The 15,120-nt window shown below is 44.5% G+C and carries 19 protein-coding genes; all 19 read right to left on the bottom strand.

Annotated elements, in window-relative coordinates; genetic code table 11:
- Nucleotide 1: 1 nt before the first annotated feature.
- The 19 genes from AC1IR0_RS06345 to rsmG all read right to left on the bottom strand — a co-directional run bounded on the left by AC1IR0_RS06345 (nucleotide 2) and on the right by rsmG (nucleotide 15,094).
- Nucleotides 2–1,123 carry an enoyl-CoA hydratase/isomerase family protein gene (locus tag AC1IR0_RS06345; RefSeq protein WP_004645459.1) on the bottom strand — a complete coding sequence of 374 codons (1,122 nt, stop codon included), beginning with the start codon at nucleotides 1,121–1,123 and terminating at the stop codon, nucleotides 2–4.
- On the bottom strand, nucleotides 1,120–1,833 hold the full coding sequence (gene ung, locus AC1IR0_RS06350) for a uracil-DNA glycosylase (RefSeq protein ID WP_005247316.1): 714 nt from the start codon (nucleotides 1,831–1,833) through the stop codon (nucleotides 1,120–1,122). Before ung ends, AC1IR0_RS06345 begins: the two co-directional genes overlap by 4 nt.
- A gap of 46 nt (nucleotides 1,834–1,879) precedes the next feature.
- Nucleotides 1,880–2,476, bottom strand: coding sequence for a 6-pyruvoyl trahydropterin synthase family protein (locus tag AC1IR0_RS06355; RefSeq protein ID WP_044109536.1), 597 nt, complete (start codon nucleotides 2,474–2,476; stop codon nucleotides 1,880–1,882).
- A gap of 152 nt (nucleotides 2,477–2,628) precedes the next feature.
- Nucleotides 2,629–3,600, bottom strand: coding sequence for a type II secretion system minor pseudopilin GspK (gene gspK, locus AC1IR0_RS06360; RefSeq protein ID WP_081407897.1), 972 nt, complete (start codon nucleotides 3,598–3,600; stop codon nucleotides 2,629–2,631).
- 6 nt (nucleotides 3,601–3,606) lie between these two features.
- Nucleotides 3,607–4,248: a type II secretion system minor pseudopilin GspJ gene (gene gspJ, locus AC1IR0_RS06365; RefSeq protein WP_114541081.1), complete on the bottom strand. Its 642-nt coding sequence runs from the start codon at nucleotides 4,246–4,248 to the stop codon at nucleotides 3,607–3,609.
- Entirely contained in the window at nucleotides 4,245–4,796 is a 552-nt protein-coding gene (gspI, locus tag AC1IR0_RS06370) for a type II secretion system minor pseudopilin GspI (RefSeq protein ID WP_404976566.1), read from the bottom strand. Before gspI ends, gspJ begins: the two co-directional genes overlap by 4 nt.
- Nucleotides 4,786–5,337 carry a type II secretion system protein gene (locus AC1IR0_RS06375; RefSeq protein ID WP_409665512.1) on the bottom strand — a complete coding sequence of 184 codons (552 nt, stop codon included), beginning with the start codon at nucleotides 5,335–5,337 and terminating at the stop codon, nucleotides 4,786–4,788. Before AC1IR0_RS06375 ends, gspI begins: the two co-directional genes overlap by 11 nt.
- Nucleotides 5,338–5,346: 9 nt before the next feature.
- Nucleotides 5,347–5,961 (bottom strand): TetR/AcrR family transcriptional regulator, encoded by a 615-nt coding sequence (locus AC1IR0_RS06380; RefSeq protein WP_005252237.1) that lies wholly within the window; start codon nucleotides 5,959–5,961, stop codon nucleotides 5,347–5,349.
- 41 nt (nucleotides 5,962–6,002) lie between these two features.
- Complete coding sequence (locus AC1IR0_RS06385) at nucleotides 6,003–6,776, bottom strand: TatD family hydrolase (RefSeq protein ID WP_409665510.1); 774 nt, start codon at nucleotides 6,774–6,776, stop codon at nucleotides 6,003–6,005.
- 27 nt (nucleotides 6,777–6,803) lie between these two features.
- The gene (locus tag AC1IR0_RS06390) at nucleotides 6,804–7,145 is read right to left on the bottom strand and encodes a PilZ domain-containing protein (RefSeq protein ID WP_004278877.1); all 342 of its coding nucleotides are present in this window, start codon (nucleotides 7,143–7,145) and stop codon (nucleotides 6,804–6,806) included.
- Between the two features lie 15 nt (nucleotides 7,146–7,160).
- Nucleotides 7,161–8,141: a DNA polymerase III subunit delta' gene (locus tag AC1IR0_RS06395; RefSeq protein WP_409665508.1), complete on the bottom strand. Its 981-nt coding sequence runs from the start codon at nucleotides 8,139–8,141 to the stop codon at nucleotides 7,161–7,163.
- A gap of 14 nt (nucleotides 8,142–8,155) precedes the next feature.
- On the bottom strand, nucleotides 8,156–8,917 hold the full coding sequence (gene kdsB, locus AC1IR0_RS06400) for a 3-deoxy-manno-octulosonate cytidylyltransferase (protein WP_253172789.1): 762 nt from the start codon (nucleotides 8,915–8,917) through the stop codon (nucleotides 8,156–8,158).
- Nucleotides 8,918–8,929: 12 nt separating this feature from the next.
- On the bottom strand, nucleotides 8,930–9,934 hold the full coding sequence (lpxK, locus tag AC1IR0_RS06405; RefSeq protein ID WP_479741238.1) for a tetraacyldisaccharide 4'-kinase: 1,005 nt from the start codon (nucleotides 9,932–9,934) through the stop codon (nucleotides 8,930–8,932).
- A 3-nt stretch (nucleotides 9,935–9,937) separates the two neighbouring features.
- A complete protein-coding gene (msbA, locus tag AC1IR0_RS06410) occupies nucleotides 9,938–11,665 on the bottom strand; it encodes a lipid A export permease/ATP-binding protein MsbA (RefSeq protein ID WP_114541075.1) in 1,728 nt (575 codons plus the stop codon).
- A complete protein-coding gene (locus tag AC1IR0_RS06415; protein WP_044109548.1) occupies nucleotides 11,665–12,087 on the bottom strand; it encodes an ExbD/TolR family protein in 423 nt (140 codons plus the stop codon). The genes msbA and AC1IR0_RS06415 overlap by 1 nt, the downstream gene beginning before the upstream one ends.
- 10 nt (nucleotides 12,088–12,097) lie before the next feature.
- Nucleotides 12,098–12,736 (bottom strand): MotA/TolQ/ExbB proton channel family protein, encoded by a 639-nt coding sequence (locus tag AC1IR0_RS06420; RefSeq protein ID WP_409665501.1) that lies wholly within the window; start codon nucleotides 12,734–12,736, stop codon nucleotides 12,098–12,100.
- A gap of 33 nt (nucleotides 12,737–12,769) precedes the next feature.
- Nucleotides 12,770–13,657, bottom strand: a complete 888-nt coding sequence (locus AC1IR0_RS06425; protein WP_004645475.1) for a ParB/RepB/Spo0J family partition protein — start codon at nucleotides 13,655–13,657, stop codon at nucleotides 12,770–12,772.
- The gene (locus AC1IR0_RS06430) at nucleotides 13,654–14,436 is read right to left on the bottom strand and encodes a ParA family protein (protein ID WP_005106558.1); all 783 of its coding nucleotides are present in this window, start codon (nucleotides 14,434–14,436) and stop codon (nucleotides 13,654–13,656) included. Before AC1IR0_RS06430 ends, AC1IR0_RS06425 begins: the two co-directional genes overlap by 4 nt.
- A gap of 25 nt (nucleotides 14,437–14,461) precedes the next feature.
- Nucleotides 14,462–15,094, bottom strand: a complete 633-nt coding sequence (gene rsmG / locus AC1IR0_RS06435) for a 16S rRNA (guanine(527)-N(7))-methyltransferase RsmG (protein ID WP_004645477.1) — start codon at nucleotides 15,092–15,094, stop codon at nucleotides 14,462–14,464.
- Nucleotides 15,095–15,120: the final 26 nt, after the last annotated feature.

Below are 15,120 nucleotides of genomic sequence, written 5' to 3' on the forward strand. Positions count from 1 at the left end.
CTTAAATCACACCATAATGCTTGAGCAGCTCATTCCAGCTTTCAATAGTCGTAACTGGAGGATTTCCAGACAGGATACCTTTTAAGCTCATATCTACACCTTTTTTCCACTCAGGACTAAGGTCTTTATCGACCAGACGCGCTCGCACTCCCTCGACAAAATCATGATGACGGATTTTCCAGTCAGAAATTTGAACTTCCAGCTCGAAAACTTCATTCCAGGAATGTACCTGCTTACCCCATTGCCATAATAGCCAGGTCAAGGCTGCGGTAGTCGGCGAACCTTTTTTCAGGTTTTCACTGGCCTGACGCAACCAGTCACTACGCGCATCACTCAGGCCAATAATCGACTCATAATCATGCTCAAAGTTGATACCACGGCAAACACTATGAATCACATCCAAGGAGTTTTGCAGCGGTCCTGGGCCGACTGGACGGTGCATACTATTCAGGGTATCATCAATGGCACGAAAGTCACCTGCAGGATAATGCTCCCAGTCGATATTAATGACTTTATCCAAAACTGAATCACGCTGTGCATCACAAATATGCGTTGCCCAGCCAATCCCATAAGCGCCCGCAGCGGTCATGATCGAACCGGTCAAGCCAGTAAATAGACCAATCGCACCACGATCTGCTAAGAAGCGGGTTGCACCCACGTCTGGATACAAACCGATATTAATTTCAGGCATGGCCAAACGTGAATAAGGCGTCACTAAACGGAAAGGCGCCGCCATAAACAGCCCCAAGCCGCCGCCCATCACATAACCTTCACCCCAGACTAAAACGGGTTTGGCATAATTATGCAATAACAGATCAAGTGCATATTCTTGCTCAAAGAATTTATTGGCAGTCGCGACTTCATCATTAATCACTAACTGACGCAGTTTACGTACATCCCCACCCGCACAGAACGCTTTCGGTGTGGTTGAATCCAGCCAGATGGCTTTTACACTGTCATCATGATGGAAATCCTGAAATACTTCCAGAAGTGCGGAAGCGATCGATTCATCCAGCGCATGCAAAGATTTCGGGCGATTTAAACGAACGATACGCCAACCATTGTGCGCTTCTTCAACAATCAAATCTGGATGATAATGTTTAGTAAGGGGAGAATATTTCATGCGTCCAGCTGCCAATCTATAGGCTCAATGCCATGTTGTTTGAGGTAATTATTCGATTTCGAAAATACTTTGCAACCAAAAAAACCACCACGGTTTGCGGCCAAAGGCGATGGATGTGCTGCCTTTAACACGAGATGCTTGTCTTGATTAATGCGCTGTCCTTTACGCTGTGCGTATGCGCCCCAAAGAATAAAGACAATATGTTCACGCTGTTCATTTAATACATCAATGACGTGATCGGTAAATTCTTCCCAACCGCGCTTTTGATGTGAAGTCGGCTGACCTGCTTCTACGGTCAGTACTGCATTTAACAGAAGCACACCCTGCTCTGCCCAATGCGTCAAGTCACCATGCTTCGGTCTTTCAACCCCAACATCAGCATGTAACTCATGAAAAATATTACGCAAAGATGGTGGTAATGCAACCCCCTTTTGCACGGAAAAGCTTAATCCATGCGCCTGATTTGGGCCATGATAAGGATCTTGCCCTAAAATCACCACTTTTACCCGATCTAGCGGTGTGGTATTCAAAGCATTAAAAATCAGATGATTGGGAGGATAAATGATTTTATCTGCTTTTTTTTCTTCAACGAGAAACGCTTTTAATTCATCCATTTTCGGACTGAGCAAAAATTCACTCAATCCATATTTCCAGCTTTCATCCAACTGAACTTTATTCAGCTTGGCCAGTTGCTGTTCATTTAAAGACATTCTTCAATCCTAAATCTATGTCAATGGATTTAAAGTCACGCAGACTTTAAATCTGTACCTGTAAATCTACTGTAGGGTTATGAAATGGTGTGCCCTGTTTGAGCTTGGCAAACATGTCCGGATCTGTCCATTCAGCCTGCACTTGTTCAGAGAACTCAAGTTGCTCCAGACTAAGGATGCCCATTTGTTCATTTTGAATATCTTCTAAAAAGCTTTGTGCATAGCCGGTGTCGGTTTCATGCACAATCACAGAATAGACTTCGACATCGCCTTCACCATTTTGAGTCACGGTCGATGCCAGCACCTGCTGTGCCAGAAAGAAGAAAATACGTGAAAACTGTTCTGCTGATGGCGATACCGGCAAAGACACCCAGCGCGCACTGAAATTCTTGCAGGCCTGAATATATTCCGGATCGTCATTTTTCCAAAAGCAGATGGCATGATCGAAAGAATCAAAGAAATCCTTAATCACACCTTTAAGCAGACCAAAGTCATAGACCATTTGACCATGATCTAGCTTCGAGGCTTTTAGCAATAACTCGACTTTATAACTATGGCCATGGATCGAACGCTTACAGCGATCTGACGTGCAGTTACGCACAATATGAGCATTCTCAAACTTAAATAACTTACGAATTAACATATGCCGTAATGTCGTCAAAAAATAGGTGAATTAATTTTGATTATAAAGCAAAAGTAAAGCTTTGAGGATTAATTTTGCTGTTTAGCATGATAGGGAAAAGGCATCAGCCCGGCATTTGCGCTTATCCAGCCTGTACAACTCATGAGCTAAAATTAAAATGGCGCCATGCTACGGTAAGCGACATAAACCTGTTTGTCCTGACGAACCAGATCGCTGCTAAACTGGCGCTTACGCTCACTTAAAACCACTTCGATTCGGGCTTTAAAATAATTGGATTGCACCCCAAGCAGACTGTTAAACAAATTACGCCTGTCCGCATCGACCTGAGCGAAAGGCTCGAGTGACCACAGATCAGTCACATTGGAAAAGTGCTCCAAATTGGCCTGACGCTGATCCAGCAATTGCTGCACTGCATTCACATCCAGCTTTTCATCCATACTAGCCAAAAGAAAAGCTGAAGCGGTATTAATATTGACCAGGCTCTCCTGCACCGGTGCAGTACTCAGATAAGGTGCTATCAGCTTATATTTATTCTCTTCAAAACCGCGTACCAGCTTTAATTCTTCTACGCTGTGAAATTTTGCATTCGGTGGCAAAGCAGCATTGGGCAAGCTCTGATAATAGTTAGATTCGGCGCCCATGCCCCCACTGACCAGCTCGTCTGCATCCTGCCAGTCAATGACTGCTTCACTGAGCTGTTCCGGCAAACTGGCACGTTTTAGAATCAGCTCGAACCATGCTTTGGCATTTTCATTGACTGCGCCTTCGGCAGTAATCAGGCTATTTAAATTAAACTTGCCTGATTCATCCTGTATTATTCCGGAGACATAACCGTCATCTACCGGAAAAGCCGGCATGGGTTGCGCCCAGGTTTCCTGCAGATGGTCGACCTCTGCAGCATTTTCAGCATCATCGACCAGCAATTCAGAAAAAAAAGCCTCAGCACTTTTGGCATACATTAAGGACTGGTTTTGTCGCATCAAATAGGCAGTGCTTTCAGCAGTTGCAGCTTGACGTTGCGCAATCGTAGCCGCCAGAATAGTCGCTAGCGCTACCATCACCAGAATGGTAATCAGTGCAATGCCCTGCTGCTGCTTGATCATGATCGCTTTATTCATTTTCATTTCTTATTATTCTGAGCTGGGTTGACCGGTGTTCTGAGTATCAAGCAAAAAGTCCGTATTCAATAAACTGAACATCCATTCATAACTTACACCATTCACGGTTAAATTGATTTTAATCCCTTTAGGCAAACGCTGTTTATGCTCTAACTGATTCAGATCAGCAGAAGCATCCGGCCATTGCGTGAGTTCATTCGGATTAAGTACGATAATCTGAAATTGTTCCACTTCCGACAATAAAACACTGGATTCGGGCTGATCTTGACCTGCCTGATTTAGATTCCGGTATTTCAAGCGATAAAGTTTCTGCTCATCGGCTCGATACTGATATTCAATGCGCTCATCTGGGGAAATCCCTTCTTCTAAAGGATCAGTTACCCCGGTTTTACTGAAATTAAAGCGTCCGTTCTGCAGCACCAGAGCCGGCTGAATATCCCCATTGATATTGGCCGTTAAGGGTACTGCCTGTACGGTATCTCGAAGAATCTGCTGATAGGTTTGCTGTAGCTGACCTAAACGCTGCTCATGAATCACATTCTGATCTTTAGTTTTGACAATATAATCAAAAACTTTCCAGCCCAAAGCAGACAGCACCGCAAAGATCGCAATTGCGACCATTAATTCAACTAGGGTAAATCCTTTAGGCTTCATGGGGTATTGTTCATGCGATGATTAAAGAACATCAGACTGCTGATGCCAGATTCAACCTGACCACTGTCCTGATTAACCAGACTAATCTGTAATTCGATTCGCTGGACATTCGGACTGACCGTCGGCTCACTACGCTTGTCAATCTGCCAGGTTTCACCTTGCTGGGTCAGCTGTTTGGAAGCCGTGCCTTCCATCCATTCCTGATTGATTTCCATTTGTGCCACTTCATTTAAGGCAACAAACTGTGCTTTGGTACGTAGAATGGCATTTGAGGTGGATTGGGTATATTGCATCGCGACTTTGGTCAGGGTTATGGCTGCGGTCGCAAAAATTGCCAAGGCGACCATAACTTCCAATAAGGTAAAACCTGAGGCACGATTAAGTCGAGTAACACTCGACCTGAGCGACATTGTCGCGCAAGAAAGTCCGATAGCAGCGCAAGACGAAGTCCTATGCTTGCAGCACACATGATCAAATCCATGAACACTCGCCTTAAACAACTTGATTACACCAGACCCAGCGCTCTGCTTGAAATATCTAGATTTCATTGATTTTACCCAGATGATCAATCTCAATCGCAGCACCCACTTCAAGGTCTTCTAAAAAGAACTGAATCCGCACCGGTTTGACTTCACCATTGCCGAGCCAGATTAATTGAGGTGAATTTGCCTGAGTCAGGTCACGATTTTGTGCCCTGGCATAACGCTGCTGTTCCAGTGCCTGAATTTGAAAGGAAATATGATCAGGCAAACTACGCAATTTAAAATCTGCATAATTTTGCCATTTCTCATTTTGCAGGTTCGGTTCAGTCTGCGCTGCCGAACGATATTCTATAATTCCATAGCGAAATGGCGTGACATCTGTCGCTGATTGAACGTCAAGCGCGAGTATTCTGGATTGGTCATTAGCCTCGCGTAGCACCCGTTGCAAGTCCACCAATAAAATTTCCCGTGCCTGCATCGCTTTGCGCTGATCGACACCACTGGTATTCAGCAGCACTAGTGAAGCCATAATTCCCATAATCACAATCACCACCATCAATTCGATTAAGGTAAAGCCACGAACTGCACTGTGAGGTGATCTGATCATAGGACAACCTTAGGCAAACTGCTCGGCTGAATGTACCTGCTTAGGCAAAGCCAGTGCCTGATCGATATAGGCTACACGCAAGGTATCGCGCGAACCCAAATAACGCTGATAGAAACTGGAATTAAGAATTGCAGCTGCACCATGGGTCAACGACCAGATCGAAGCCAGATAATCGCGTACTGACATGCGGCTATTAATAGAAGCCAGATAAGTTTCTGTCATACGGATAATCAGGCGTAAACGCTGTTTGCGCACCTGATAAAGTTCGCTAAAAAGGTGCTGGATTCCAACCCCAGTCGTCGACAGGCGTTCTTCAATCTGATGAAACAGCACGGTTCGTTCCGGATGATGTAAATGATGCAGCATAAAGAAGGCCAGATGTTCAGGAAAGGCTTTATCGCTATCCTGAATCATTTCCAGCAACATGCGCTCATTACGGATAATCAGCAGCATGTACAGCTCATCTTTACTCTGAAAATGTTTATAAAGTGTCCCTTTGGCCAGATCAAGCTCGGCAGCCAGCGCATCTAGCGTCATTCCTGCTTCACCATTTTCCAACAGGAGCTGTTCTGCAACTTGAAAAATCAAGGTTTCTCTTGCTCGAAACTGAGCCTGACGATCCATCTTCACCCTATAAACTCTCTTTGTACTTTATATAACTTTATTTACTTTAAATTCAGAAGATTTTCAAAGTTCTGCTTTGTGATAAAAGCCATTTCTTCTAGCGACTTATCATATACATCGCAAAGCGCTTTGGCTACATAAGGAACGTATTTAGGCTCATTAGATTTGCCACGATACGGCATTGGCGCAAGATAAGGACTATCGGTTTCAATCAGCACACGATCCAGCGGAACCTGTTTGGCGACATCACGCAGATCCTGCGCATTTTTAAAGGAAACAATGCCGGAAAATGACACATAATAGCCGCAGTCCAGTACCGCTTTGGCGGTTTCCCAGTCTTCGGTAAAACAATGCAAAATCCCGTGAGTCGATTTTTCCGCGCGGATAATATCAACGGTATCATGCTTGGCGGAACGGGTATGAACAACTACAGGTTTTTTGGTGATTTGTGACGCATGAATATGCCGAGCGAAACAGGCCTTTTGCTCTGCAATAAAATCGGTACTGTGATAATAATCAAGACCGGTTTCACCGAGCGCCCAGACTTTCTCCGGTTGCGCCAGTTCGACCAGATATTCAGTCGTGGCACGCGCCATGGTTGCAGCATCTTCGCAAGGATGTACGCCAACGGTATATCCGACATCTGTATGACGCGCGGCAATTTTGGCCAGCTCGATATGATCATCCAGATCGACCGAGATACTCATGAATTTGGAAACACCGGCTTCACGAGCCTGAGCCAATGCCTGATCCAGATCACCATGATATGGTGTCAAATCAAGCAGGGTTAAATGACAATGAGTATCTACAAACACGATGCGTTCCTACCAAGGGTAAATTAACTACATAGTGTAACTTTTACGTCCTTCAGATTTAAGACCTGCAACCAGACGATCTGCTTCATTTTTAAAATAAACGCCTTTTTCACCGCTTAACTGGATGCCAAAGCCTTGTGGCTTGATGCCATTCTGCTTTTGCGAGACCCAGATGACTTTACCGGTTAAAGGAATTTTCTGGGTCTGGTCAGGCAAAGTCGTCAATACAAAAACCTCTTCGCCCAGTTTGACCGGCTGCTTGGAAGGAATAAAAAGCCCACCACCCACAACATAAGGCATATAGCTGGCAAACAGTGTTTCAATGTCAGGAATATTGGCCTGAATAATACCGCCCATACGTGGTTGCATGTGATTTCCCCTTAATTAAAGATTCATCATCTTGATAAACAATTCATCAATAACCAGATTGCTTTGGACATTCTGTTCAAGGAATTGTTTAGCGCGCTGAAAATCTTCATAAATTTTAAAAAGTGCTTCTAATGAATATTGTTCGGCAAGTACATTGAATTCAAGGTCAATGTTTTTCACCGTCTGATTTAGCTTGACACAAATTAAATCGGACAACAAGTATTCAAACATTTGAGCAAAGTCACCAAAATTCAGGTTTTTATTCCATTTGGTCGCAATTGCCATCGGCATATTTTTTTGCATGACCAGTTTTTGCCAGTCTTGCAGGAATTCCTGACGTAGTGGCAGCCAGGCACTTTGTGCAACCTCTAGTGCCTGTAACGGCATCTGATTGGACAGGTTCATCAATAACTGTTGTTGGCTAGCACCTGCATCTGGGAGCTGATTCTGGACATAATCGCTAAATTGTTCTGCGGAAATCCGGTCCAAAGCAAAATGCTGCAAACGACTGCGTATAGTCGCGGGCAATTTTAAATAATGATTCGCCAGTAAAATAATGACCGTATTATCACCGGGTTCTTCCAGTGTTTTGAGTAAGGCATTGGCAGAGGCAATATTCAAGGCTTCTGCCGGCTCAATCAGAATCACGCGCCAGCCATCTACAGTCTGTTGCACAAAAGGCAGCAGATCGCGAATCTTCTCGATCTTGATTTTGGCATTCTGTTTTTTATTGTCGTCATCGGTACTGATATGCACATAGTTGGGATGGGTGTCTGCCTTTAACCATTGACAGCTACTGCATTCACCACATGGCCCGGCAGGCTGACGATTCAGGCATAACACCCAAGCCAGAAACTGTTGGGTAAACGCTTCTTTACCACAGCCTTTTTTTCCATAAAACAATAAACCATGTCCAAGCTTGGGAAAGCGCCCGGTCAGGGTTTCCCAAACCTGTTGCTGCCATGGATAGATATGTGCATTGACATCAAAAGGCATGTATTTGACTCTTCTTAGGCAAAATGGGAAAGATCCATCTGATTCAGGCGATCCAGATCTTCCTGAGTATCTACCCCTGGCGGCAAATTGGCTTCAGCCACCGCAATGGCAATACGGTGTCCATTTTCCAGTACCCGTAACTGTTCTAGAGATTCCAGTTTCTCCAGCACACCCATTTCCCAGGTCACATATTCTTGCAACAGTTTTACCCGATAGGCATATAGACCTAAATGACGATAGGCCTGATCATGCAGCTTCGGTTCAGCGAGTTTCGCGCCATCACGGTCATAAGGAATGGTAGCACGGCTAAAATACAGTGCCTGCTGCTGTTTTGACATTACGACTTTTACAATGCTGTCGCGTTTGAATTCATCCAGTTGATGGATCGGCTCACATAGCGTCGACATGGAAGATTCAGGCTGATCTTCCAAGAGTTGAGCAACCTGTTTTACCAGTTGCGCCGGCAGTAAAGGTTCATCCCCCTGTACATTGACAATAATGTCCTCACTGGCCCAGCCTTTGATTCGAGCCACTTCACTCAATCGGTCTGTGCCTGAAGGATGATTTGCCGAGGTAATCACCACATCAATGCCTTCAGCACGGCAAACAGCGGCAATACGCTCATCATCGGTGGCCACACACAGATCATCAAAACCTTGCACTTTTTTGGCTTGATCCACTACCCGCAGAATCATGGGACGACCATGAATTTCCAGCAACGGTTTACCCGGCAGACGTGAACTGGCGAAACGTGCAGGAATAACAATGTGTTTCATAATGAATGAGCCTTAAGAAATTTGAATGCCGTATTGTTGTAACTGTTGCTGCAAAACTGTATAGCAGGCTGGCGATAGGACTGCATCGACTGGCACCACCCAGATATCCTGTTTAAAATCTGGATATTGTTTAAGTAGCGCCATAATTTTTACTGCGTCTTTTTCAGTGGTAATAATCGGATTGTTATCATCGAACTGTAAATCTTCAATGTCATAGTCATGATGGTCTGGAAACTCATGACACTGAAATTGTTCTATGCCTAAATTTTGCAAGGTCTGATAAAACCGCTGTGGAAAGCCAATGCCGACTACCGCATAAAAAGCCGCTTGAGGATTAAAGATTTTAGTGCCGTCCTGATTGAGCAAATAAGGCTGTGATGCAGCCAGATGCATATTCAGTTCAGAACCTGGATGGGCTGCATGCTCAATTACGGTTCCCGTTTTCAAACGGGTCACTGGTTCACGTAGATAACCTTCTGGAAGCAGTTTCTGATTACCCAGACCGCGATTATTATCCAGCACAATCCACTCAATCTGGCGGTTCAAGGCCCAGTGCTGTAATCCATCATCACAGATAATCAGATCCAGCTCATGTTTCTGCAATAACAGTTCAATACTTTTCTGCCGGTTGGGACCAACTGCCATCGGCACACCTGTTGCCTGCACAATCAAGGCAGGCTCATCTCCGACAATCTCCGGCAAGGTATTAAAGTCGACATAGGCAGGAAATGGGCCTTGACCGCCATAACCACGGCTAATCACTCCCACACGGATATTTTTCTCGGTTAAATAATCCACCAGATGAATCAACAAAGGTGTTTTACCGCTACCACCGACCGTGATATTGCCAATTACCATAACGGGAATCGGTGCACTATAACTTTTCTTAATGCCTTTTTGATAAAGCCAGTGATTGCTGACAAAACCCAGGCGATACAACCATGACAAAGGACGCAGCACCACCAGCCACTTTGCCTGTGCATTCCAAGCATCCTGAATGATTTGTGCTAATGCCATGAGTTACTGTTCCTCAAAGTTACGCTGATGCAACTGATAATAAGCACCATGTAGCGCAATCAGTTCGGCATGACTGCCCTGCTCAACAATACGGCCCTGATCCATGACAACAATACGATCCGCGTTTTCAATCGTCGATAGACGATGTGCAATTACGATGGTGGTACGGTCCTGCATGGCTTTATCAAAGGCACGCTGAATAAAGTATTCCGACTCGTTATCCAGCGCACTGGTCGCTTCATCCAGAATCAGAATAGAGGCATTTTTCAAAATTGCTCGCGCGATGGCGATGCGCTGACGCTGGCCACCAGACAGGTTTAAACCCTGAGCACCCAGCTGAGTATTATAACCTTGCGGTAGTGCCATAATAAAATCATGCGCATAGGCTGCCTTTGCTGCCGCGATAATATCTTCATCGGAAGCACCTTCGAGCTGACCATAAGCAATATTTTCCCGCACGGTACGATTAAACAGTACGACTTGCTGGTTCACCATAGCAATCTGGGTTCGCAAGGCGGTAATTTCAAAATCTTCAATCGGTTTCTGATCCAGCAAGATCTGCCCAGAAGTTGCATCCTGATAACGCACCAGCAGATTCACCAGAGAACTTTTTCCTGCACCAGAACGTCCTACCAGCGCTACTGTTTCACCGGCCTTGACCTGCAAATTAAAGTCATGAATAGCACGATGGCCATCATCATAAATCAAGTTGACATCTTTAAACTCGATATCGCCTTTCAGGCTATCCGTTAAAGTCCCGGTATTTTTTTCTTCAGGCATATCCAGCAATTCAAATACCGAATGAGCCGCAGCCATACCACGTTGAATTTTTTCATTGATATCCGTCAAGGCTTTGATCGGTCTTGCCAGCATACCCGCCGCAGTAATATAAGCGACAAATTCACCCGCAGAGGTATCACCCAGAATTTGCGGACGCAAGGCAATAAACATCACAATACTCAGTGAAATCGACATGATCAGCTGAACCACAGGACTATTCAACTGTTGTACAGCGACCATTTTCAAGCCACGACGCAAGTTTTCCAGCGAGTTCTGTTTAAAGCGTTCCTGCTCATAACTTTGCCCTCCAAAACCCTTGACGATCAGGTTGGCATTCACCGTTTCCTGCACCACATGGTTTACATCACCCATGGTGTCTTGCACTTGCTGCGATAATTTACGCATCCGTCTTGCAGCTTTACTGATAATAAAGCCAATGACGGGTGCAAAAATCAGGATACACATGGTCAGACGCCAGTTGGTATACAACAGGTAGCCTAATAATGCCAGAGTGATCAAACCTTGTTGCAACAAGGTTCTTAAAGCTTCAGTTGAAGCAGCGGTTAGCTGTTCAACGTTATACATGATTTTGGCAGTAATATGCCCGCTGGTATTATCCAGATAATACTGGGACGGTAAACGCAGCAATTTTGCAAAAACTTCCTGACGGATGTTGAATACCAGATTCCGGGAAATTACCGCAGTAAAATATCCACCCATGAACAAACCCAGGCCCCGGAAGAACATGAGTATGACCACTAAAAACGGGAAAAGTGATGTGAAACTCTGGTCTTTATTTTGAATCGCCTCAATAATATATTCCAGTAATTTAGCGACAGAGACTTCCGTAGCGGCATTAATAGAAAAACCCAGCAGGACAAGCAATGCAATGCCCCAAAACGGTTTTAAATAACTTAAAAGGCGAAGATAGACCTTAAAATCGTGCTTCACTAATAACCTCGGGTGGGTACTTTGGTACTGATATTAATATTTACAAAGCCGAGCTGCCCGGCCACATCCATGACACGAATCACGTCCTGATGGCTGGCTTTTGCGTCAGCTGCAATGACAAACATTACATCACGGCGTTCATTAGAAATCTGTTTAATTGCAGTATTTAAATCCGCGACTTCCTTACTGGCCAAGGATTGACCATTGACTGCGTAATGACCATTGGCATCCACAATCACTTCAACTTTCTGATCATAGCTTTTAGGCGGTACACCTTGCGCATCCGGCAAGGTCAGATTCATTCGGCTCATTTGGCTAAATGTCGTCGACAAAAGTAAAAAGACCAGAATAAACAGCAGACAATCAATCATCGGTGTCAGATTAATATGTACATCTTCCACCTGGTTGCGTTTGAATTTCATCATCCGCCTCCTAGCTGGCTTTTTGCATGTCTTGATCTATGTCTGCATGATTACGATAAAAAAGATCCGCATGAAACAAAGTCGCTTGCTGTTCAAGTTCAGCCACATATTCCTGAACCAGACGCTGAAAATAACGGTGCGCAAACAGTGCAGGAATTGCAATCAACATACCGGCTGCCGTGGTAATTAAAGCCTTGGAAATACCCGGCATCATCAATACCGGATCACTCCCGGTACCTACATCGATCATCAGGAAAGATTCAATAATCCCAAGTACAGTTCCCAATAAACCGAGTAAAGGCGCAACTGCACTCAAAGTTCCCAGAAAATTAATGTTTTTTTCCAGATAACCAATTTCCTGTGATGCGACCACTTCCATCTGTGCGCGAGCATACTGCTCACCTTGCTGCTTGCTGGCATAGCCTGCAGTAAATACCCGACCCAAAGTGCTTTGCTTTAAGGCCGCACTTTGATTCATTTTTTGCATGACTTGTGCTGTATTTTGCGAAGGCCCCATCAACAGTGTCGACGGAAGTACTACGTTCTTTTTCAGGCGGATCAGGCGCTCGATCGAAATCGCCAGCATAAAGATAGAACACAAGACCAGGGGCAGCATGAGCCAACCACCTGCTTTAACCAATTCCCACATCTAATTTATTCCCCAATAAAAAAAATATATAAATTATTCATCTTCTAAAATAGAAAGAATGCCATCAAGTTCTTCTAAAGAGTGATAGCTAATAACCAGTTTCCCTTTACCTTGCTTGTTATAGTCAATTTTAACATCTGCACTGAAACGCTCTGAAAGGCGCTGGGTCAATTGCTGAATATCTGGTGCTACCGCTTCTTTTACTTTTTCTTGTTTAGGTGTATTGAAATCACGGACTAACTGCTCGGTTTGACGCACAGACAGACTTTTTTCAATTACGATATCTGCAACTTTGAGCTGATCTTTAGCTTTTAAGGTTAAGATCGCACGTGCATGCCCCATATCCAGCAAACCTTGTTGCATAAAGTCTTTCACTTCTTCAGCCAAGCTGAGCAAACGAAGCAGGTTACTCACTGTCGTACGCGCTTTACCAACGGTATCTGCAATCTCCTGATGGCTTAAACCAAATTCTTCATGGAAACGCTGTAAGGCCAGCGCCTGATCAATCGGATTCAGATCTTGACGCTGAATGTTTTCAATCAGCGCCAGTGCAATGGCAACCTGATCATTCAGATCCCGTACAATCGCAGGAATTTCGGTTAAACCCGCTAACTGTGCCGCACGCCAGCGACGCTCACCTGCAATAATTTCATACGGATAGCGCTCATCGTCAACCGGTCGGATCACGATGGGCTGCATGATGCCATGCTTTTCAATCGATGCCGCCAGTTCTTGCAAATCCTGCTCGTTAATATAACGGCGTGGCTGGTATTCACCGCGCTTGAGCAAGTTTACATCGATCTGTTTTAGCTGACCATGATCAATGCCTTGGGCTTCCATCTGTAATTTTTCTTTTTGAATTGATCCCAGCAAGGCATCCAAGCCACGACCTTTGGCGAGTCCACGTTTCTTGACGGTCATGCTTTACTTCCTTTTTTCACTTTGCTTTTCTTTAATACTTCAGCTGCCAGATTTAAGTAAGCAACCGCACCCTTTGAACTTTTTTCAAAATAAATCACTGGCAAACCGTGCGCCGGCGCTTCAGCCAGACGGATATTCCGTGGAATCACGGTTTCATACAGTTTTTTACCAAAATATTGTTCTAATTCTTCAGAGACATCACGAGTCAAGGCATTGCGTGCATCGTACATGGTGCGTAATACACCAACAATTTGCAGGTCCGGATTCAAGGCTTGCTGAATCCGATCGATGGTTTGGGTTAAATCCGCCAGACCTTCCAGTGCATAATATTCACACTGCATTGGAATCAGCACACCATCCACGGCTGCCAAAGCATTGACAGTAATCAGGCTAAGACTCGGTGCACAATCGACAATGATATAGTCGAATGAAGCTTCAATTTCCTGCAATGCATCCCGCAAAATGAACTCGCGCCCTTCCTGCTCTGCAATCGCCAACTCAACCCCAGCCAGATCACGGTTTGCCCCAAGAACCTTGTAGCCGACTTCCGCCTTAGAGATCGCCGTTTCAATCGGCACTTCACCCAGCAACACATCAGTAACCGAATAAAGTAGGTCATTCTTCTGAATGCCAGACCCCATGGTCGCATTGCCTTGCGAATCCATATCAACCAGCAAAACACGTTTTTTTAACACAGCTAAAGATGCCGCCAAATTTACTGCGGTTGTGGTTTTACCGACACCACCTTTTTGGTTTGCAATCGCAATAATTTGTGCCATGTTGCCCCCAATCCCTTTAAAAATCTTAAATACGTTTTAATAGAAGTAAATGACGCTGTTCGTCTAAGCGCGGAACTTTAAGTTCAATAATCTCACAACTAAATTCATTTTTTAAAGTAGCAACTTCATCTTCAGGAATTAAGCCTTTCATTGAGGCAATAATTGTTTGCTCATGCATATATGGCTTAGAAGCATCAACGAAGTCTGTTAATGATGCAAAGGCACGACTGGTAATTACATCAAATTGACCCAGTTCATTGATGCTGTCTTCGTTTTCTACACGCGTTTGCACGGCAATGACATTTTTAAGTTTCAGGTCAGCAATAAACTGCTTGAGGAAACGAATTTTTTTACCGTTTGAGTCCAGCAATACACATTCACGCTCAGGCTGACATAAAGCAATGATCATGCCCGGCATACCACCACCTGTGCCGATATCCAGCAATCTGCCCGCAGGCAAGTCCTTTAAAATACTTAAACTGTCGAGTAGATGCTTGACCAGCATTTCTTTAGGATCACGGATTGCAGTCAAATTGTATGCTTTGTTCCACAGCACCAAAGCATCCTGATACTTGAGTAATAAATTTAAAGCTTCATCAGATAGCTCTAAACCCAAAGCCTGGCTACCCTGCTTTAGTTCTTGAAAAAACATGTGCATAAACAATCTACGCTCGAAAAAGTTAG

This window comes from Acinetobacter sp. 129952 (assembly GCF_056642055.1).